Below are 18,739 nucleotides of genomic sequence, written 5' to 3'. Positions count from 1 at the left end.
GGGCCAACAAATCTGGACAACTTGACCCTCCTTTGTGAACGCCACCATAGGTTGGTGCATTGTGGTGGTTGGGAAGTGCGGATGGGTGGTGACGGGAGACCGGACTTCATCCCGCCTGCCAATCTTGATCCGCTTCGAAGACCCAGGCGCAACACCGTTCACCTGTAACAGAATACCGACCCACTCCAGGGCTCGTGAGTGCCGCGACCGGATCATCCGGCCGCGACACTGACGAGCCCTGACTGCGTTCCCGGCAGAACAGCAAATCGCCGTCGAGTTGCGAACGCCCGACAGCGGTACTGAATCGGGGGATCCCTGGTACGAATCATTCGTACCAGGGATCCCCCGATACGAATGGGAACGGGCGCAACAAGCCGCAGCAGCCTCAAGTGGCCACATCGACACCGCAACACCACAGCCCTAACCGCACTCCCCCAACCGCAACTCGCCGTCGAGTTGCGGTAGTTGATGTCCGCAACGATCGCAACTCGCCGTCGAGTTGCGCAGGCCCATGACATCACGGAAGCGGCGCGCGGATCCGTACTGCGCGCCCTCGCCGGCGGAGGCGTGGTCCGTGTCCTCGGTGCCGACTACCACGAGTGTCGGGGTCAAGATCCGGCGCAAAGCGTCGTCAGGTGTCGAGACGAGTGTGTTCAGGACATTGAGCAGTGCCCGCGGGTCGTTGCCGGACTGGACGATCCACTGCGCCGCTTCCGCGTCCGGTGACCCAGGCTCAAGGGTGTCCCGGTTGGCGAGGGCGGCCAACACACGCCGGGTCGCGCCGCGTGGGTTGGCCGTCCGTTGGACCGCGTCGAGTCCTTGCCCGGCAATGATTGCGTGCGCCGATCGAGCGCCGCGGGCCAGCATCCGCAGCGCTGTTCGTCCGCCCAACGAGTAGCCGCCCAGGTCCGTAGTCCTCGAGTCCGAGCGACTCGACCAACGCGAGCCCTTCGTCGGCAAGGACGTCAGGCAGGTACGACGTCGGATCGTGCGGCCGCGCGCTGTCACCGTGGCCCCGCAGATCGGGCAGGATGACGCGGTAGCCGTGGGTACCAGCGGGTCAGCCATGGTTCGCGAATGGTCCGTGGGCGCCGAAGGCCAGCTCAGCGAAGCGTTCTCCGATGCGCCGGTGGGTGGCGGTGTCCGGGTGGAGCTCGTCGGGCAGGGGCAGTTCGACGAAGTCCTTGTCGCTGTACAGGTTTTGGCCGTCGAGGTAGTGCAGGTGGGGATCGTCGACCGTCCGCTGTCGCACAATGCGGGCGAGTTCCTCGCGGATGACATTGAGCGTCAATTTGCCCGCGGCTCGCTCCGCCAGGTCTCCCGTGGCCCGGAACTGGACTGTCCCGTTGCTGAAGTCCGGGAGACTTGGGCCGGGCGTGTCCTCGTGGATGGGGCAGTGGATGGGCGAGACGACCAGCAGCGGCGTGTCCGGGTGTCCTTCGCGGATGGTGTCGAGAAAGCCGTGCACGGCAGGGACGAACGCGCGCAGCCGCATCAAATCGGTGTTGACGAGGTTGATGCCGATCTTGACGCTGATCACGTCCGCGCGGGTGTCCCGCAGGGTGCGGGCGGTGAACGGGTCGAGCAGGGCGCTGCCGCCGAAACCGAGGTTGACCAGTTCCACGCCGCCGAGCGAAGCGGCCACAGCGGGCCAGATGCCGGTGGGGCTGGCGGCGTTGGAGCCTTGGCTGATCGAACTGCCGTGGTGCAACCACACGCGGCTCGTGATCGGCACAGCGTCGACGGAGGCGTCGGTGCGCAAGGCGACCAGTTGGGTGATCTCGTTGTGCGGCAGCCAGATCTCGACATCTTTCACCCGGTCGGATAGTCCGGCGAACCGGACGGTGCCGACTGGACCGGGCCGGTTTTCCGCGGACCCGGTGGCCATGTCGACCAGCATGAGGTTGCCTCCGGTAGTGCCGGCCTGCCCGGACAGCCGGCTGTCGACGAGCAGGTCGTACACGCCGTCCGGGCGGGCCGGGAAGCCCACGTAGGCCATGGAGGTGCGAAGCGTGTCCAGCTCGACGACGGTGGCCCGCGTGCGGAACACCAGCCGTACGCCGGAGGGCTGGGACTCGGCCATGGCCAGCTGCCCGTCGGCGCCTTGCGCTCGAGCCCGCGCAGGCAGCCGGTGGGGGAGCACCCCGTGCTCAGTGCGCTCCAGCTCGAGCGCGCCGCGCAGGAGGTCTGCCGTGATGGGCGTGGTGATCCAGTCCGTGCTGGAGTCGTCCGGGTTGTTCATGATCCCAGCCTGCCAACCGGACGGCTGATCCGCACATTGTTTCCCGGCCGGCACTAACCTCGAAGCCATGTCCCAAAGGCGTGCACCTGCGAGTGATCACCGGCGACAACCACGACGCGGTCGGCGCGTTGGGTGTCCGCCCGGATCAGGAACTCTTTGTCGACTCGGTCGCCAGATCACTCGTCGAAGCGGCGGCGACGCCTGAGGCCGAGCCGTGGTACCGGGCCGTTTACGCGGATGATGTGCCGGTCGGTTTCGTGATGCTCAGCTGGAACGTGCCGCCCGGCCGCCCGGGCATCCTCGGGCCGTACTTCCTGTGGCGGCTGCTCGTCGACGAGCGTTTCCAAGGCCGAGGCTTCGGTAACGGCGAGATCGTCCTCAGCCTCCGGCTTTCCGGCCGGGAATAGGCAGAGCCAGCGGTTTCATCAGGATTTCATCGGTCGCCAGTAACGTCACGCCGGGTTATATCTCGTCACCCAGGCGGCCGAAGGGTAGGGCATGACCGGCGACTCCGGTGCGGGGAACATGATCGAAGCGGCCTCTTCCGGCGTGGAAGAACTGGCCGGCGCCGTCACTTCCGCGCTGGACCAAAGCGGGCCCGCCGGTGCGGTGGTGAAGCCCGTGGTGGACGCCCTGCGCAACGTGTGGGAGGGGTACTTCGGCGCGCCGACCCCGCCGGGCGACACGAACTGGAACGCCTACTCGCACGACCAGCTTTACCAAATGCTGTGGCAGAAGGCCGATGTCGGCGACGTCAGCACGGTTGCGGCCGAGTGGGGGCGCCACGGTACCGAGCTGTCGGGCCACTCGGACGTGCTGCGCGGCCAGCAGGGCACGTTGCAGCAGAACTGGACCGGACAAGCCGCCGAACAGGCCTCGGGCCGGCTCGGTGAGCTCAGCGAACGGACGTCCGGGGCCGGCACTCGCGCGGCTACCGTCCAGCAGGCCACCCAGGGCGCAGGTGACGCGCTAGCCGTCGCGCGCAACACGATGCCACCCCCGCCAGGCGATCCGACCGGACTCGCGGTGGCCGGGGCGACGGCCGGAGCCGGTGCGGGCGCGGCGATCGGGGCGGTGGTCGGCGCGGGCGCCGGGGGGATCGGCGCGGGGCCGGGCGCTTTGATGGGGGCCGCCATCGGCGCGGTGGCGGGTGGCGGTGCCAGCCTTTTCCTGGCCAACGTCGCGGCCGCCGAGAAGAAGGCCGAGGCAGTACATGTGATGCAGAACTACGAATCGAGCCTGCAGCACAGCAGCGCGGCGGTCACCCCGGCGCGGCCGGGAGCGGTCAAGGCCGAGACCTACGGGGTGGACAACCAGGGGACCACGGCCGCTGGATACGTCGGTGGTGGCGCGGCGACCGGTAGCGGGCTGCCGTGGAGCCGGCTGGTCGGCGCCGGTTCCTTGAATCCGCAGCTGTCCTCAGGCCTGCTCACGGGCGGTGCGCTGGAGAGCGAGCTGATGGCTCGGGCCGGCACGATGTCCCAGCTCGCGGCCGCGCGTGCGGCGGGCGCCGGCGGGATGTTTCCGGGTGCCGGCGCACGAAAGCAGAGCGAAGAGGACGAGGTGCACCAGAACCGCATGCCCGTTTTCGAACAACCACTTTTCGACGCCGACAAAGTGAGCACCCCGGTCATCGGGCTGTGAGACAGGAGAACGACTTTGTCTTCGGGAGCAGCACCCCAGCGCGGGTACGAGGTCGCGCCGCACGAGCTTGCCGCGCAGGTCACCGCGCTCACCACGCTCGGCGACGAGACCAGCGGCCTGGTGGCTTCGGCGACCCGGCTGGCTGAGCGCCTGCCGCAGCTCGGCACCGCGCCACCGGCGCTGCACCTGGCCATGCGCCTGCGGGAGGCGGCGGGTCAGTCCGGGCTCACCGGCGAGGTCAGCGCGGCGGACACCGAACTGAACAGCTTCCATCGTGCGCTGAACGCGACGGTCAACGGTTACCTGGAGCACGAATCCGATGCCGTGCGGCGGGTCGCAAGCGCTGGCGAGGCCGCGATATGACGTCTGTTATCGCCGACGCCGAAGCGCCCGGAACTGTCCACTTCGGACTTGTAGAGCTGGACCTGCTCGCCGCGCACGCCGGGGTGTCGCTGCCGTACCCGCTGCGCGTACCGTCGTTCGGCCGGATCGCCGGCGAGCGGGAAGTGCTACTGGCCGCGGCAGGACAAACCTTGCGGCTACGCGGTTTTGCCGACGAAACCGGGCCGCTCGGACCCGCTGCCGAGCTGGTCGCGGCCTTGCGAGAACACCGCGGCACGATCGACCTCGTGCTGGCCGGCCCCGGCGGGGCGACGGGCGTCGTCGCGATGGTCTACCGGTCGTGGGCGCTGATCTGCCGTCAGCCGCTGGACGACGATCCGGCGAGCACCGTGTGGATCCGGCGGGTCGGTCAGACAGCGCTGACCGATGAGCTGCTGTCGATGGTGCCCGATCTCATTCCGGCCAGATCGATGCCGATCGTCCTGCCCGCGCACGCGGTGAACACGGCGACGCGGCTGATCGCCGAAATCTCCGATGACGCGGCGAAAGAGCAGTGCCTGCGGGACCTCGTCCGCGACTGCGGCGGTGATCCCGAGGCGCTCGGCAGGCTTGCCGGGCTGCTTCCGGAGCTGACCGGTCGGGGACAGTTCGGCGCTACCCGGCGTTCCGGTGGGGGGAACGTTCGGGCCGGTGTCGAACTGTCCTGGTTGGACGGTCCGCGGGGTCGAGTCAGGGTGAACCGCGCTACGGACGGCTGGGTGAGCGTCAACCCGGTGCGCCAGGCCGACCTGAGGTTCGCGCTCAACGACATGGCCACGATCGTCCGCAGCAACTGAAGGGAATACCGTGGATCCAGCACAATGGCTGGCGAGCTACGACAAACGCCTCGCCCGGGCGTCGGCGAATGCGCAGGCGGCCGGCGCGAGCCTGCGGCGGGTCGGGGGGAGCGCGACTTCACCGCGTGGCGAAGTCGCGGTGTCGGTCGGTGCCAGCGGCGCGCTCGAGGCCCTCAAGCTGACGTCGGCGGCTCGCGCGCTCGAAGCGAACCAACTCGCCACGCTCATCCTGGCCACCGCGCAGCAAGCGCAACGCGCCGTCGGGGCCCAGGTCGTCGAGATCATGACCGAGTACGTCGGTGACGGACCCGCCCTGGAACTCGTCAAACAGAACCTTCCGCCCGCCGCAGGTGTCGGCGTGGCGCCGGCCGGCGACTCGGAGCGGCCGCCCGTCGGCCACGACGACGACTACTTCGCGAACCCACCGGAGATCGTAGAATGACTACCCCGCAACAGTTTCAGGTCGACCTGGCGCAGCTCCGGAAACACTCCGGCACGGTCCGCGACCTCGGTGGACAGCTGTCCGCGGTCGCCTCCGGGCAACCGGATGGGCTGGGCGCCAACGCGCTCGGCACGTTCGTCGGGTTCCTCGCCGCCGGGCTGCAAGGCGCCGCGACCAAGACCACGGCGGCCATCGCGCACGCATCGTCCGTTGTGGACGCTACGAGCGCGAAGCTCGGGCAGGCAGCCGAAAGCTACCGTCGCACGGACGAAAGCCACGCCGCGCGACTGGGTCGGGAGGACGTCCAGTGATTCCCGCGACGACGAGCACCGGCCAGCTACTCGCCGACCTGAAGTCGACCACCGCCGCCGTGCAGAACAAGGACTGGTTGTCCGCCGGTCTCGGCGGGGCGAGTACCGCACTCGATCTGCTCGGCTCGACCGGAAATCCGTTGTCGGCCATCACCAGTGCCGGCTTCGGCGCGGTCACGGAACTCGTTTCGTTTCTCGAAGAACCGCTGAAGCAACTGACCGGCGATCCGAGCTCTGTTTCGTCGAGCGCCCAGAGCCTGCAGGGCGCCGGGCAGGACGTCACGTCCGTCGCCGACTCGTATCGCAAGTCGGCCGGTGCGGAGACCACCGGCTGGTCGGGTGCGGCCGCGTCGCAGTATCGCGACACCGGTGCGCGCAACGCCGACGGGATCGCCGCGATCGGCCAGGCCAGTACCGCGGTGTCGGCTGCGGTGTCCGGGGCGGGCGAGGTGGTCGCGCAGGTCAGCCAGGCTGTTACGGAGCTGGTCAACGAGGCTGCCGGGAAGATCATCACGATCATGACCCAGGCGCTCGCCGCGGCTTCGGCGACCTTCGGCGCGAGCGTCGCGGCGGCGATCCCGCAGGCCGTGGAGATCGCGGTGGAGTACGGGCAGAAGATCGCCGCGAAGATGGGCACCCTGCTGAACAGCTCGCAGGCCTTGCTGCAGCTCATCCAGTCGGTGACACAGACCGTTGAGGCCGTCCAGCAGGTGATGACGCAGCTCGGCGGGAGCAGCGCTCAAGGGGCTTCTACCAGCGGGCAGGACACCGGGACCACCGGGACCACCGGGAACTCGACGTCGTCGAGTGCGTTGGCCGACGACGACTCGCCGGAGGGCCTGACTGTCACGGTGACGCTGGGTCCGACGTCCAAGGCGTCCAAAGTGGACCACACCGCCGACGCCTAGCGTGGCCGCTGAGCGGCGCCGAGCGGGGTCTCGTCTTCGCGCAGCACCTCGTGGTGGGCTCGGCGCAGCTCCTCGCTCGGCTCCATCCCGAGGTCGTCCACCAGCCGACGTCGGATCTGGCCGTACACCGCCAGTGCGTCGGCTCGACGACCACTGCCGTGAAGGGCGCGCATCAGCAACGCGGCCAGCGGTTCGCTGTGCGGGTTCGCCGCGGTCAGGACGGACAGCTCGCCGACCGCTTCGCCGTACTGGGCCAGTCGCAAGCGCAACTCCGACTTCTGCTGTGACAACGCGATCCGGCGTTCCGTCAGCCGACGCCGTTCCCCGGCGGCGAACGGCCCGGGAAGCCCGGCCAAGGGATCGCCCTCGAACAAGTCGAGCGCGCGGCCGCACGCCCCTACCGCGGCGGCCAGGTCGCCCGCGTCCTCGGCCGCGCCTGCTTCGGCGGCGATCTCCGCCAACCGGGCCGAATCCACTTGCACGCCGCCGCTGAAAAAGCGGTAGCCGCCCCGGTCCCGGCCGATCACCGAATCCGAAAAGCCGTCGGCCCGCAGGCACTTGCGCAGCCGGTGCACGTACACCGGCACCACCTTGCCGCCGGTGCCCGGCGGTTCGAGTCCCCACACCGCGTCGAGCAGCTCCCGCCGGCTGACCGTCACGTCCGGGCGCAGCACCAACACAGCCAGCAACGCTTGCTGGCGGACCGGCCCGAGGTCCAGCTGTACGCCGTCGCGCCAGGCCCGCAGCGGGCCGAGCACCGAGAAGCGTAGGTGGGGCAAGGGATCCGGCGACTCTTGCACAACCGGCTGCGGTATCTCGTCCTTAGTGGACACGCTGACCTGGCCGGGACTGACCTGGCCGGGACTGACGATGCCGTGGTCGAAGGCGTAGACGATGGCGGCGGCCCGGTCGCGCAGGCCGAGTTTGGTGAAGATCCGGCCGATGTGGCTTTTCACCGTGACCTCCGAGATGACCAGTGTGGCGGCGATCTCGGCGTTGGTCAGGCCGCGGCCGATAGCGCGGAGCACCTCGTGCTCGCGCGGGGTGAGCAGTTCGGGGCACGGGCCGGTGCGGCCGTCTTCGGCGGCCAACCGAAACGTCGTGAGCACGCGCGCGGTGACCGCGGCGTCGAGCCACGCGTCGCCCGCGGCGACAGCGCGTACAGCGCGGATCAGGTCCTCGGCGGAGGAGTCCTTGAGGACATAGCCGACGGCTCCCGCACGCAGCGCGCCCGCGAGCAACCGGTCGTCGTCGAACGTGGTCAGCGCCAGCACCGGCGGGTGGCTGCCGGCCAACCGCAGCCGCCGGGTCGCCTCGATCCCGTCGACCTCCTTCATCCGCAGGTCCATCACGACGACGTCGACGTCGCAGGCGGCGAGCGCGGCGGGCACTTCGGCTCCGTCGCCGCATTCGCCGGCGATCACGAACCCGTCGCGGCGGCGCAGGATGCGGCGAAGACCGGAGCGGACCAGCTCCTGGTCGTCGACCAGCAGGACCCGGATGACGGCGTCGGCGGGCTCGGTCACGAACTCACCTGCGTCCTCGACTGCGGGCAGGGCACCGTGATGTCCACAACCCATTGTCCCCCAAGCGGTCCGGCACTGAGGTCGGCGCCCAGCTGCGCGGCGCGTTCGCGCATGCCCGGCAGCCCCGCCCCGCCGGACGCGGCGTCGGAGCAGGTGGCGGGCAGGCCGTTGCGCACGATCAGCCTGGTGCTTTCCTGGTCGACGTGCAGGTGGATCCGGGCGGTGGCGTCGGGGGCGTGCTTGGCGATGTTGGCCAGCGACTCCTGCGCGATGCGGTAGAGGCCCAAGCCGGCCGAGGCACCCACTGTCGACGGCTCGCCCTGCTGTTCGTAGTGGACGTCCACGCCGGCCGCGCGCGTGCGCTCGACCAGCCCGGCGATGTCGTCGGCGCCCGGCAGCGGCCGCGTCCCGGCAGGGGTGCGGGCGAGCAGGCCGACCGCCCGGCGAATGTCGGCCATCGCCACGCGGCCCACGCGCTCCGCTTCGGTGAGCCCGTCGACCGCCTCGTCGACGTCCCGGTCCTGCTGCAGTGCCCGGCGGGCGCCGGTCAGGTGCAGCAAGGTGATGCTGAGCGAATGCGCGACGACGTCGTGTACCTCACGCGCGATGCGCTGCCGTTCGGCGAGGACGGCCTGCTCTCGCACGGCGTCCTGCTTACCGCGCTCGGCGTCCAACGCGCGGACGTACCAGCGGAGCACGCACCCGGCGGTGTAGCCGAGCAGGACCGCGACGATGTACACGGGGTAGCCGACCAGCCCGGACCAGATCCCGGCCCAGCCGAGCACCGCGATGCTGACCCCGGCCACGACGACCGACAGCCTGGGCCTCGCTATCGCGGCCATCTCCGCGGTCAGGAACACCAGCACGATCGGCGCGAAGTCCGGCACGACCGGATGGGTGAGTTGGATCGCGACCGCCGCGATGATCGTGCTCGACTTCAGCCACGGCGGCGCAATCTCGCCGGTGACGGCCCACACCAGGATCGACGCGGCTTCGAGCAGACCGGTCAGCGCGAGCGGCGTGGGCGGCAGCAGGGCGCCCCGCTGCGCCAGGGCGACGATGGCGAACACGATGCCCACCGCGGCGCCGACCGGTACCCACCAGGGCAGCGTCAGCCCGGACCTGGCAAGGCTGGCTTCCAGCCGGGCCCGGAGCCTCTTGATCACCGTCGCGTGCACGACTCACAGCGTAGGAACTCCCGGCGGCGGTCGCATCCGCCCACGGTCGGATCCGGCCTGAGGACCCCTCAAGGGTTCGGCTTTACTGCAGCAAGGACCAGGGCGAGTTGGTGTGGCTGGTGTGGCTGATGTGCCGGGTCGTGAAGGCCACCTTCATGGCGTAAGGCGTACTCAACTAGGCCTTGACGGCGCCCCTGCTCTACCGGGAGTGCCTTCGGGAGTCCCAGCAGTCACATTGCCATCACTAGCGCCACTTGCACGGCGTGACTGGCCTTCAGTTCCGCTACCAGCACCCATTCGCCTCGGTCCTTGCTGCTTTGGACAGAACCGACCACCCCGACCCCCCTTAAGCTCCAGGCAGTACCAGGGTGCGCGCCCTGATCTCGGCGGTCGGCCTGACCAATGCGGCCGAGGTGGAACCCCTTCTCGACGCCATGGAGGACTGGCGCTACAACGCCGACCCGTGGCTGCGAGTGTGGGGAGTGAAGTTCATGCTCGACGGCGGGCTGGAGGCCGGAGCGACCGAAGCGCCGTACGTGTGCGACCACACCTTCTCCGGGACGCTGATGTGGGAGCCCGGCGCGCTGGTCGAAGCTGTCGAGGCCGTGGTCCGCCGCGGCTGGCGAGTCGGCACCCACGCCTACGGCGATCGCGCCGTGCGTGTCCTGCTCGACGTCTACGAGCGCGTTCTCGAGCGCAACCCCGGCCTACCCGCCGGGACGCTCGTGATGGAACACGGTGGCCCGGCGGGCGCTGAGCAGCGCGCCCGCGCCGTCGCACTGGGCATCCCTGTCACGGTCCAGCAGCCGATGCTGCACGACACCGCCGAGGTGGAACTGGGCTTCTGGGCCCGGAACGGGTCGCCGCACTCTTCCCCGCCCGAGGCTGGCTCGACCAAGGCGCCCAGGTCAGCGCCGGATCCGACTTCCCCGTCGGCCAGTTCGGCGCGATGCGGTCGGTGTGGGGGATGACCACCCGCCAAACCGTCGCCGGCATTCAGGGCCCCGAGCACGCCATCACCTACGCCGAAGCCCTCGCCCTGCACACCACCCGAGCGGCGCACCTGCTCGGCGAGGACCACCTGCGAGGCACCCTCACCCCTGGCCGCCTCGCCGACCTCACCATCTGGGACCGAGACCCCGCGCGGTGCCCGAGCGAAGACCTGCGCGACCTCAACCCCACGCACACCCTCGTCGGGGGCAGCTTCGTGCACAGTCCCGCAGACCACTCGTGAACATTCCGACCGGTTAGAACGAGCCGGAACGCTCACGAGTCCTAGGCTTACCCACCACACTGCGGCGAGCCGACGGTCATGGTGACCGGCGCCGAGCTGAGCTCGCCGACGCCGGTCTTCGTCACGGCCGTCACCTGCGCCTGGCCGTTCCCCAACGCGAGCGCGGTCCCGTCCGGCTGGATCCGCACCACGCCGGGATCGCTGCTGCGGTAGACGACCGATCCCAGTACCGGCACCACGTTGTCGCCGTTCACCTTGGCCGCATCCTGGGTGACAGCGACCGACTGGGCGTTCATGTCGACGGTGTCCGCCCGCGCGTTCAGCCCGTTGTCGTAACGGTTCTGCGCGACTCGCACGTCCGAGGAGCCCCGGAAAACGAACAGCGAAGTCTGGTACGCCGGTTGCGTGGCTGTCGTCTGAAGGGGGGTGTGCTCGCCCACGGCCAGGCAGCGGTTCTGCGCTTGCACCTGGAGCAGTGCTGCCCGATCGAGCCGTTGCACGGTGTTGCCGGTGAAGGTGAACCCGCCGACGCTCTTGGCGTCGACGACGTCGACATCGCCGATGTCGAAGGTGTTGTCCTCGACTTTGATGTTGTGGTGCACCGGATTCGCCGCATCGAGCACCTGGTTGGTCGGCTCGACGAAGATGACCCGGCTCGAGGGCCTGGCGAAGACGTTGTGGCGGATGGTGACGTCGTCGACCGGGCCCGACTCGTACCACTGGTAGGCGTCCGCGGAGATGTACACACTAGACATGGTCATCCCGTCGAACAGGTTGTTCTCGATCACCACCGGCTTACGGGTGGTCACCAGCACACCCCGGGTCGGCACATTGCGGAAAGTGTTGCCGGACACCAGAACCGACGGGGTGTAGGTGAGGTTCTCCGCCACGCTGCCGCCGATCGTGACGGCCGAGGGCACCGGTCGGTCGAGGGTGATCGTCATATCCGTCAAGGATTTCGCGTGGTCCATCCCGCTGGGGCCGTCCACGGCGGTGACGATCGCCTGGCCCCCGGCCGCCAGCATCGTCTGCTTCGTGACCATCTCGACCGTGTCACCGACGTGGAACTGCGGGAACCCGGCGGTCTCGGGGTGCTCGTAGCTGACGGTGAGGCTGTTCGGCGTGGGCTTGGCGGTGACTTGGAGGTACGTGCCGTGGATGTTGATCGGGTCGTCCTGCGGCCCGTCGAACACGTTGTTCGTGATCGACACCTTGCCCTTGACCCCGGACATCTGCAGGAAGTCCGCGGAGGACGCCGTCGAGCGCCCCGACGCCGGGTCCGGCCGGAAGTTGTTCCGGTCGATGGTGACGTTCTCGCTGAACTGGGCGACCAGGCCGAACGTCTGCATGTAGTAGGCATCGAGCCCGCGCACGACGACGTCGTGGGAGTTCCAGATGAACGCACCCGGCTGCTCGCGGGTGGTCTGCCGCATCTCGTAGACGAGCCCCTTGTCGGTGGACGGCGTCGCGTTCGCGTAGTCGATCCGGATCTTCCGGCCGCCCAGGTCGGTGACGGCCTGAACGTCGGTGAACAGCGGATTGTCGGCCCGCCACGCCGTGTCCGTCACGGGATCGTGGATCTGGAGGTACTGCATGCCGTCGACCCCGGACCAGTACGGCTGTCCGGTGACCGGGCTGTTCTCGCCGAGCCAGGTGATGTGGTTGTCCGCCACGCGATAGGGACTACCGACGGGCAGCGTCATGACTCGGTACGCGTGCCCGCCCGCGACGCCGGTATCGCTGACAGTGGCGTCGATGACCTTGGGCGCGACGTAGTCGAAGGCGAAGTTCGTGAAGGTGACGTTGGTCGAGCGGATCGAGGCGAACGCCGTCTGGAGACCGTGGTAGTCGAGCTTGGAGCCTTCGCCGTCGATGGTGACGTCGTGCATGTCCTCGACGAGCACCCCGATCTTCTTGTCCCGGTAGGTCTGGTTGGCGCCCACGGTGTTCGAGACGTAGAGCTCACGCGTCTCCGCCTGCTCGGGGTAGAGCTGGTAGACGCCCTTGGGGAAGACCACCCTGACCGGCTGCGAGAGCGTCTTCGCGTACCGAAGCGCCGCCTTCACAGCCGGGGCGGAGTCTGCGACCCCCGTCGGATCGGCGCCGAACGAGGTCACGTCCACCACCTTCGCCGCTGCCGCCGCGTCCGCGGGCGCCTGGGCGCAGCCGACCAGAACGAGGACCGCACAGGCGAAGATTCCCGCCGCGCGCCGAGCCGAGCCCTGAGCCATCGATCCTCCGAAACTGCGGACGTTGCCGACGGCGGGGGAGGCCAGACATCCAATGAATGTCTGTCCGAACGCCCAGCGGGCCGACGTCACCGGCTTCCCGTGTACCGATATTGTCAGATACATCCGACTTCTACGCAAGCCTTGAAACAAACCGACCGCCCGTAGACTGTTCTCGTTTGCAGGCGATATCTCTTGAACTGAGGGCAGGTCATCGTGGGACGAGGAGCGCGCGACGCGGGCTTCCTGATCAGACGGGCGCAGCGGCAGAACCTGGCCGAACTCGACGCCGCGCTGGCCGACCACGGGACGACGATGGCCCAGTGGTCGGTCTTGCGGGTGATTACCGAAAATCCCGGGTCCTCGGCCAGGGCACTGGCTTCACATACGCGTCAGACCGAGCAGTCGCTGGGGACCTTGGTCACCCCCATGGTCGAACGCGGCCTCATCGAGAGGGTCCGGCGGGGCAACAAGTTCGAGCACTCGTTGACGAGGAAGGGCCAGACCCTGCTGGCCGAGTGCGAGCCGGTGGTCAACGCCGTTCTCGACGAACGGATGTCACCGCTCAGCGCCGCCGAGATCACCCAGCTCTGCCGGCTGCTCGAGCGCATTGTTTAGACCGCGACCATGTCGGCGATGACGCAGGCGATGTTGTCCGGCGCTCCCTGGGCGTAGGCGAGGTCCATCAGCTGCTGCACAGTCCGCTCGGGGGCGGCTGCCGTGGTGAGAGCCGTGTGCAGCGCCTCGCGGTCGACCACGGCGGACAGACCGTCGGAGCACAGGAGATAGCGGTCACCGGGCAGGGCGGTGCGCAGGGCCAGGTCCGCCTCGACGTCGTGTCCGCCCGCGCCGAGGGCTCGCACCAGCAGCGCGCGCTGAGGATGTGACGCGGCTTCGGCGCGGTCGAGCTTGCCCTGGTCGACCAACGACTGCACGTAGCTGTGGTCCTGGGTGAGCTGGAACAACTCGCATCCGCGCAGCAGGTATGCCCTGGTATCACCGATGTGCACGAGAGCCAGCTGAGAACCGGAGCGCAGGATCGCGGTCAGCGTGGTGACCGGTTGATCGTCCTCGGTCGCCGCTTGGCGCACGGCGCGGTCGGCCTCGGCGACCGCGCTGGCCAGCATCGTGAGCAGTTCGGCAGCCGGTGCGTCGACCAGTTCCAACGCCGTGAGAGCGTCGATGGCCGCCGCACTGGCAGCGGCGCCTCCGGGGCCGCGCATGCCGTCGGCGACGGCCAGCAGCCGGTCGCTGGCGTGCACGGCGTCCTCGTTGCTGTCGCGTGTGGACCCGGTGTCGCAGTGGGCGGCGTAGCGGATGGCGAGGGTGGGATTGGTCTTCGACATAGTGGTGCCCCTTCCGGACAGATGATCGACGAGGAAGGTGGCCAGTCGGCCGCGAGCTGTCGTATCGGCGGTGACCCGCTGCCAGTAGGTGTTGATCACTTCAGCCGCCGCGGCGGCCTCCATGCGGCACACGGTGCCGATCTCGGCAAGCGGCATACCGATGCGACGGAGCTGGGCGATCAGCCGGGCTTGGTCGAGCTGGTCGGCGTCGTAGAACCGATACCCGGACTCGGGATCGACCACGGCCGGCCGCAGCAGCCCCAGCTTGTCGTACAGGCGCAACGCCTTCGGCGTCAGCCTGGCAGCTCGGGCAAACGCCCCGATCGTCAGCAGCCCCACGTCGACATCCTCCTCGTCCCGGCCACAGCGACCGGTACGAGGAGGATGTCGCTTACCCCAAGGTCAAGGTCAACTGCGCTGTTCAGCGCAGTGCGCGGAATGTGTCCCGGATGTCGGTGATGAACGCCTCCGGGTTCTCCCACGGACCGAAATGGCCGCCCTTCTGGTGAACCTTGATGTTGACCGGGTTGAACCAGGCACCCATCGGGCTGTTCTTGAACGCGGCAATGCGTTCTTCCGGAGTGCGGACCCCTGGCGGGAAGACGTCGCCGAGCAGGAAGGTGAAGCCCGTCGGCGTCTCGATCTGCGGCTGCCGGTCGTGCTCGGGCTGCCACGGGTACCGCTTGGCGTTGAGGTAGGACCGGATCGACGAGCCGATCGCCTGGTTGACCCAGTAGATGGTGGCGGCAGTGAGGATGTGGTCGCGGGGGAAGACCTCCTCGAAGTTCCCGTTCTTGTCGCTCCACTTCTTCCAGCGTTGGAGCAGCCAGGCGAGCATGCCGATCGGCGAATCGTTCAGCCCGAGCGTCAGCGTCTGCGCGTCGAGCATGTGGACCGTGACATGTGAGACGTAGGTGTGGATGAACAAGTCCAGGTCGTCGCGCAACTGCTGCGGGGCGTCTTCCGGGGCCGACTGGCCGCCCGTGGTGTCCCAGTACCGTTCGCCTTGCAGGAGCGGGGGAATCAGTTCCTGGCCGAGGTGGATGCCATACAGCTCCGAGGCGTACTTGTGCCCGAGCTGGGTGGAGATCAGTGAGCCGTAGTCCGCACCGGCGGCCGCGTACTTCTCGTAACCGAGTACCTCGGTCATCAGGGTGTGGAAGATGTCGGCGATCTTCCAGTGGTTCATGTCGCTCTTGGTGACCGGGGTGGAGAACCCGAAGCCCGGCAGCGACGGCACGATCACGTCGAAGGCGTCCGCCGGGTCACCGCCGTACGCGGCCGGATCCGCCAGCGGACGCACGATCTTGGACCAGTCGTTGAACGTCCACGGCCAACCGTGGGACAGGATGATCGGGATCGGCGCGGGGCCTTTGCCCGGCTCGCGCAGGAAATGGACCGGCGTGCCGTCGATGTCGATGCGGTGCTGGTGGAAGGTGTTGAGTTCGGTTTCGGCCGCACGCCAGTCGAATCCGTCGGCCCAGTACTCGACGAGCGGTTTGATGTAGGCGGTACTCAGTCCGTAGAACTCGTCCGCGTTGTCGAGATCGGGGGCAAAGCGGGTGGCTCGGAGCCGGGCTCGCAGGTCGTCGAGCACGTCTTGCGGCACGTTGATGGTGAACGGTTCCAGAGACTTGGTCTTGTTGTCGCTCATGGTGATGAACCCCTTCAGGTGCACGAGATCAGTAGGTGACGTCCAGCCGTAGGCGGCTCTGGGTGAGTTTTGCGATGTACCAGGCGCCATCGATCTTCACGAATTCTCCTTGGTAGTGGCCGTAACCCTCCATTTTCGTGAAGGCGAATTCCTCGGGGATGACGGCGCTTTCTTTCGTGTCGCGTTCGGCGCGGTAGATCTTGTCCTCCATGGTGAAGATCCCGGAGGCCGAGTTCGCTGACTCGACGTTGATCTCGTCCGAGAACAGGTGGTGGATATACACGTCACCCGGTCCCGCGGTGCCGCCGATCGTCGCGGCGATCTCCTCGCGGCCGCTCATGTGCAGCCACACCGAGCCGTCCGGTTTGTGCGGGGTGAAAGTGCCCGTGGGGGTGAACAGTCCTGCCAGGTCCTGCCACCGCTGGTAGTCCGCGTAACGGACGTACCGCGCCATAACGCGGCGAATTTCTTCGGTGAAGCTGAGACGTTCGAGGTCGTTCATGTCGTTCTCCTTTCTGCCCCCGCCTGAGGTTGTCAGGGCACGAGCAGCAATTTCCCTGTCGTGCGGCGGGATTCGATGTCGACGTGCGCCTGCGCGGCGTCGGCGAGTGCGTAACGCTGCCCGATGCGCGGGGTGAGTTGTCCTTTTCGGACGAAGTCGAAGAGTTCGTTGGTGCGCTTGACGAGCGCCTCGCGGGTGCGCACATGGTCGGCGACGGTCGGGTACGACAGCAGGATGCTGTTGGGCAGTTTCCTCGGGTCGAGCAGCATGTCGCCCATGATGACGCCGTAGTACGCGTGAACACCGTGGGCGCGCAAGGCCTGTTGCGACGAGGGGAGTGTCTCCGGCCCGCCGCCGTCGTAGACGACGTGCGCGCCTTCGCCGTTCGTCAGTTCTTTCACCCGGTTCTCGAAGCCGCCGCCACTGGAGACGAGGACGTGATCAGCGCCGGCTTCCTTTGCTGCCGCGACCTTCTCCTCCCTGGACACCAGGCCGATCACAGTGCCGCCGCGCGCCTTGACGAGCTGAGTGAGGATCTGGCCGACACCGCCCGCCGCGGCATGCACAACCGCCGTGTCACCCGGCTGGACCGCGTACGTCTCCGTGGTGAAATGGTTCGCGGTCAGCCCCTGCATCATCAGCGCCGCGGCCGTCTCGTCGTCCACCTCGTCGGGGACCTTCACCAGGGAGGTCGCCGGGATGGCGAGTTGTTCGGCGTAGCTACCCCGGTGGTAGTACCAGGCGACGCGGTCGCCCACGGCGAGGTCCCGCACCCCGTCCCCGAGGGCGGTGACGCGGCCCATGCCCTCGACCCCCAGGATGGTGGGGACCGACCAGCCGGGCAGGGCCTGGGTCCGGGCGCCGACGTCCATGAAGTTCACCCCCGCGGCCCCGAGCCGGACGAGTGCCTCGCCAGGGGCCGGTACGGGATCCGGCAGCTCGGTCCAGATCATGACCTCGGGGCCGCCGTATTCGCCGATGTGGATCGCGTGCATGGGAAACCTTGTCTCTCGGGGGTGTGCCACCGCCAAGGTAGGTCGCCAAAAATGGACCTGCAAGTCCAGAACTCGTGAGTGTTCCGGCCGCTTCTAACCAGCCGGAACACTCACGAGTCCGTGGTCTGTTCAGGGGCGGTGTGCCTTCTCGCCGTGCACGGATGTGTATTCGGTGGCGAGCCAGGGGCCAAGGTCGTCGATGAGCGTGCTGAGCACGGCCGGATCGGCCGAGGGCGTGCGGCCGGTCGTCGCAGCCAGGCGCATTTGCTCAGCGCGCTCGGGGTAGTACCGGCAGCACCAGGATGCGCTTGACTGGCTCGCCATCGACAACCGCAGCCAGTTCGACCCCGCTCGCTTTACCACCGATAACGCCAACCGGAGACTCGACGCGATTTCAGCTGTGCGGCATTGACTCACGAGACCTTAAAATTTTCGTAAAGTCGACCGCAGGGGTTATGTGACAGGGGTCACCGGTGGTTCACTATGTTAGGAAGCTTTCCTAACGATCGCTGGAGGTCCCCCGGTCATGTCATCTCCCCGTACGCGCTTAGCCGTGGTAGTCGCTGCGGCTCTAACGCTCGCCGCGCCGCTCGCTCTCAAGTCCGCTGACGCCGCCACGATGAACACCGCCACCACGGCTGCCGAGACCCCAGCCGCCCCAACGTACACAGCCGCCCAGGTGCTGGCCGGTGTCCAGAAGAACAGTACGACCGCGAACAAGGTCAACTCCAAAGCCCACATCAACACCATGACGCGTGCCCAGAACGTGAACGTGTACCAGGTGGCGACGGGCGTCTACGCCTACGGTTCCAGCTTGGCTGTCGACGACGACGGCAGCGACCCTGATCCCGATCCTGATCACCAGGGGCAGACGACTTTCCAAGACAGCAACGGCCAGCAGTTGGCCGCGCACCATGTGCCATTCTACGTGCTGGGCGACGACTGCTGGGACCGCAAGAGCCCCTGCCCGCACTTCTTCTACAAGGACCACAACATCAAGGGCCGGCAGTTCGCGCTGATGTTCTACAAGAGCAAGGTCATCGGCGCGATCTTCGGCGACACGCAGACCGGGAACGACCAGACCACCTCGAGCAACGACTCCCGCGAATTGGGCGAGGCGTCGGTGAAGGCGGCCTCGCTGCTCAGCATCCCCAGCAGCGGCACCACCGGAGGTGTCGACAACGGCGTGACCGTGGTGATCTTCTCCGGCTCGTCCTGGGTCGTGAATGGCACCAACGCGAACCTGAACACCAATACCCAGGCGCTGGTCACCAAGGCACTGGACAGCCTCGGCGCAAGTATGGGTCTCTAGTCCCCGCGATGAATCCAAGCTGAACGCGATCACCACCAT

Annotated in this window: 19 protein-coding genes and 4 pseudogenes; 12 read left to right on the top strand and 11 right to left on the bottom strand. The window is 67.9% G+C overall.

Annotated elements, in window-relative coordinates; all coding sequences use genetic code 11:
* Positions 1-168, top strand: a pseudogene (locus JWQ81_RS06985) (HNH endonuclease); the annotation flags it as partial.
* A 252-nt stretch (positions 169-420) separates the two neighbouring features.
* Here JWQ81_RS06985 and JWQ81_RS06980 read toward each other — a convergent pair.
* Entirely contained in the window at positions 421-1,068 is a 648-nt protein-coding gene (locus JWQ81_RS06980) for an alpha/beta fold hydrolase (RefSeq protein WP_297538755.1), read from the bottom strand.
* Positions 1,061-2,242: a GDSL-type esterase/lipase family protein gene (locus JWQ81_RS06975; RefSeq protein WP_297538753.1), complete on the bottom strand. Its 1,182-nt coding sequence runs from the start codon at positions 2,240-2,242 to the stop codon at positions 1,061-1,063. The genes JWQ81_RS06980 and JWQ81_RS06975 overlap by 8 nt, the downstream gene beginning before the upstream one ends.
* Positions 2,243-2,322: 80 nt before the next feature.
* Here JWQ81_RS06975 and JWQ81_RS06970 point away from each other — a divergent pair, with 80 nt between their 5' ends.
* The 7 genes from JWQ81_RS06970 to JWQ81_RS06940 all read left to right on the top strand — a co-directional run bounded on the left by JWQ81_RS06970 (position 2,323) and on the right by JWQ81_RS06940 (position 6,725).
* On the top strand, positions 2,323-2,649 hold the full coding sequence (locus JWQ81_RS06970) for a hypothetical protein (RefSeq protein ID WP_297538751.1): 327 nt from the start codon (positions 2,323-2,325) through the stop codon (positions 2,647-2,649).
* 91 nt (positions 2,650-2,740) lie between these two features.
* A complete protein-coding gene (locus JWQ81_RS06965; RefSeq protein ID WP_297538750.1) occupies positions 2,741-3,886 on the top strand; it encodes a hypothetical protein in 1,146 nt (381 codons plus the stop codon).
* A gap of 15 nt (positions 3,887-3,901) precedes the next feature.
* Positions 3,902-4,249 (top strand): hypothetical protein, encoded by a 348-nt coding sequence (locus JWQ81_RS06960; RefSeq protein WP_297538748.1) that lies wholly within the window; start codon positions 3,902-3,904, stop codon positions 4,247-4,249.
* Entirely contained in the window at positions 4,246-5,064 is an 819-nt protein-coding gene (locus JWQ81_RS06955; RefSeq protein ID WP_297538744.1) for an ESX secretion-associated protein EspG, read from the top strand. Before JWQ81_RS06960 ends, JWQ81_RS06955 begins: the two co-directional genes overlap by 4 nt.
* Positions 5,065-5,074: 10 nt before the next feature.
* Positions 5,075-5,506 carry a YbaB/EbfC family nucleoid-associated protein gene (locus JWQ81_RS06950; RefSeq protein ID WP_297538742.1) on the top strand — a complete coding sequence of 144 codons (432 nt, stop codon included), beginning with the start codon at positions 5,075-5,077 and terminating at the stop codon, positions 5,504-5,506.
* Positions 5,503-5,817 carry a type VII secretion target gene (locus JWQ81_RS06945; RefSeq protein WP_297538740.1) on the top strand — a complete coding sequence of 105 codons (315 nt, stop codon included), beginning with the start codon at positions 5,503-5,505 and terminating at the stop codon, positions 5,815-5,817. The genes JWQ81_RS06950 and JWQ81_RS06945 overlap by 4 nt, the downstream gene beginning before the upstream one ends.
* A complete protein-coding gene (locus tag JWQ81_RS06940; RefSeq protein ID WP_297538737.1) occupies positions 5,814-6,725 on the top strand; it encodes a hypothetical protein in 912 nt (303 codons plus the stop codon). Before JWQ81_RS06945 ends, JWQ81_RS06940 begins: the two co-directional genes overlap by 4 nt.
* Here JWQ81_RS06940 and JWQ81_RS06935 read toward each other — a convergent pair.
* The 3 genes and pseudogenes from JWQ81_RS06935 to JWQ81_RS06925 form a co-directional block, all read right to left on the bottom strand.
* A pseudogene (locus JWQ81_RS06935) lies at positions 6,722-7,414 on the bottom strand (AfsR/SARP family transcriptional regulator); the annotation flags it as partial. The gene JWQ81_RS06940 and the pseudogene JWQ81_RS06935 sit on opposite strands and share 4 nt — an antisense overlap.
* Positions 7,415-7,582: 168 nt before the next feature.
* Positions 7,583-8,305: pseudogene (locus tag JWQ81_RS06930) on the bottom strand (response regulator transcription factor); the annotation flags it as partial.
* The gene (locus JWQ81_RS06925; protein ID WP_297538735.1) at positions 8,248-9,429 is read right to left on the bottom strand and encodes a histidine kinase; all 1,182 of its coding nucleotides are present in this window, start codon (positions 9,427-9,429) and stop codon (positions 8,248-8,250) included. The gene JWQ81_RS06925 and the pseudogene JWQ81_RS06930, both read right to left, overlap by 58 nt.
* Before the next feature lie 434 nt (positions 9,430-9,863).
* Between JWQ81_RS06925 and JWQ81_RS06920 the strand changes: the two are divergent.
* Both JWQ81_RS06920 and JWQ81_RS06915 read left to right on the top strand, forming a co-directional pair.
* A pseudogene (locus tag JWQ81_RS06920) lies at positions 9,864-10,235 on the top strand (amidohydrolase family protein); the annotation flags it as partial.
* A 38-nt stretch (positions 10,236-10,273) separates the two neighbouring features.
* On the top strand, positions 10,274-10,663 hold the full coding sequence (locus JWQ81_RS06915) for an amidohydrolase family protein (protein ID WP_297538768.1): 390 nt from the start codon (positions 10,274-10,276) through the stop codon (positions 10,661-10,663).
* Positions 10,664-10,710: 47 nt separating this feature from the next.
* Here JWQ81_RS06915 and JWQ81_RS06910 read toward each other — a convergent pair whose 3' ends face one another.
* Positions 10,711-12,894 (bottom strand): glycosyl hydrolase family 28-related protein, encoded by a 2,184-nt coding sequence (locus JWQ81_RS06910; RefSeq protein ID WP_297538734.1) that lies wholly within the window; start codon positions 12,892-12,894, stop codon positions 10,711-10,713.
* A gap of 213 nt (positions 12,895-13,107) precedes the next feature.
* Between JWQ81_RS06910 and JWQ81_RS06905 the strand changes: the two genes are divergently transcribed.
* Entirely contained in the window at positions 13,108-13,509 is a 402-nt protein-coding gene (locus JWQ81_RS06905; RefSeq protein ID WP_297538732.1) for a MarR family transcriptional regulator, read from the top strand.
* Here JWQ81_RS06905 and JWQ81_RS06900 read toward each other — a convergent pair.
* The 5 genes from JWQ81_RS06900 to JWQ81_RS06880 form a co-directional block, all read right to left on the bottom strand.
* Complete coding sequence (locus tag JWQ81_RS06900; protein WP_297538730.1) at positions 13,506-14,576, bottom strand: MerR family transcriptional regulator; 1,071 nt, start codon at positions 14,574-14,576, stop codon at positions 13,506-13,508. The two genes, JWQ81_RS06905 and JWQ81_RS06900, sit on opposite strands and share 4 nt — an antisense overlap.
* An 82-nt stretch (positions 14,577-14,658) precedes the next feature.
* Positions 14,659-15,891: an epoxide hydrolase family protein gene (locus tag JWQ81_RS06895; RefSeq protein ID WP_297538728.1), complete on the bottom strand. Its 1,233-nt coding sequence runs from the start codon at positions 15,889-15,891 to the stop codon at positions 14,659-14,661.
* A 28-nt stretch (positions 15,892-15,919) separates the two neighbouring features.
* Entirely contained in the window at positions 15,920-16,393 is a 474-nt protein-coding gene (locus tag JWQ81_RS06890; protein WP_297538726.1) for a nuclear transport factor 2 family protein, read from the bottom strand.
* Positions 16,394-16,425: 32 nt separating this feature from the next.
* Positions 16,426-17,388: a quinone oxidoreductase gene (locus JWQ81_RS06885; RefSeq protein WP_297538724.1), complete on the bottom strand. Its 963-nt coding sequence runs from the start codon at positions 17,386-17,388 to the stop codon at positions 16,426-16,428.
* 129 nt (positions 17,389-17,517) lie between these two features.
* Positions 17,518-17,652 carry a hypothetical protein gene (locus JWQ81_RS06880; protein ID WP_297538722.1) on the bottom strand — a complete coding sequence of 45 codons (135 nt, stop codon included), beginning with the start codon at positions 17,650-17,652 and terminating at the stop codon, positions 17,518-17,520.
* A gap of 289 nt (positions 17,653-17,941) precedes the next feature.
* Between JWQ81_RS06880 and JWQ81_RS06875 the strand changes: the two genes are divergently transcribed.
* Entirely contained in the window at positions 17,942-18,700 is a 759-nt protein-coding gene (locus JWQ81_RS06875; protein WP_297538720.1) for a glycoside hydrolase family 75 protein, read from the top strand.
* Positions 18,701-18,739: the final 39 nt, after the last annotated feature.

Origin of the sequence: Amycolatopsis sp. (assembly GCF_025464955.1) — a bacterium.
Lineage (GTDB): Bacteria > Actinomycetota > Actinomycetes > Mycobacteriales > Pseudonocardiaceae > Amycolatopsis.
The sequence above is the reverse complement of the archived record's forward strand: the minus strand, read 5'-3'. Positions and strand labels throughout refer to the sequence as shown.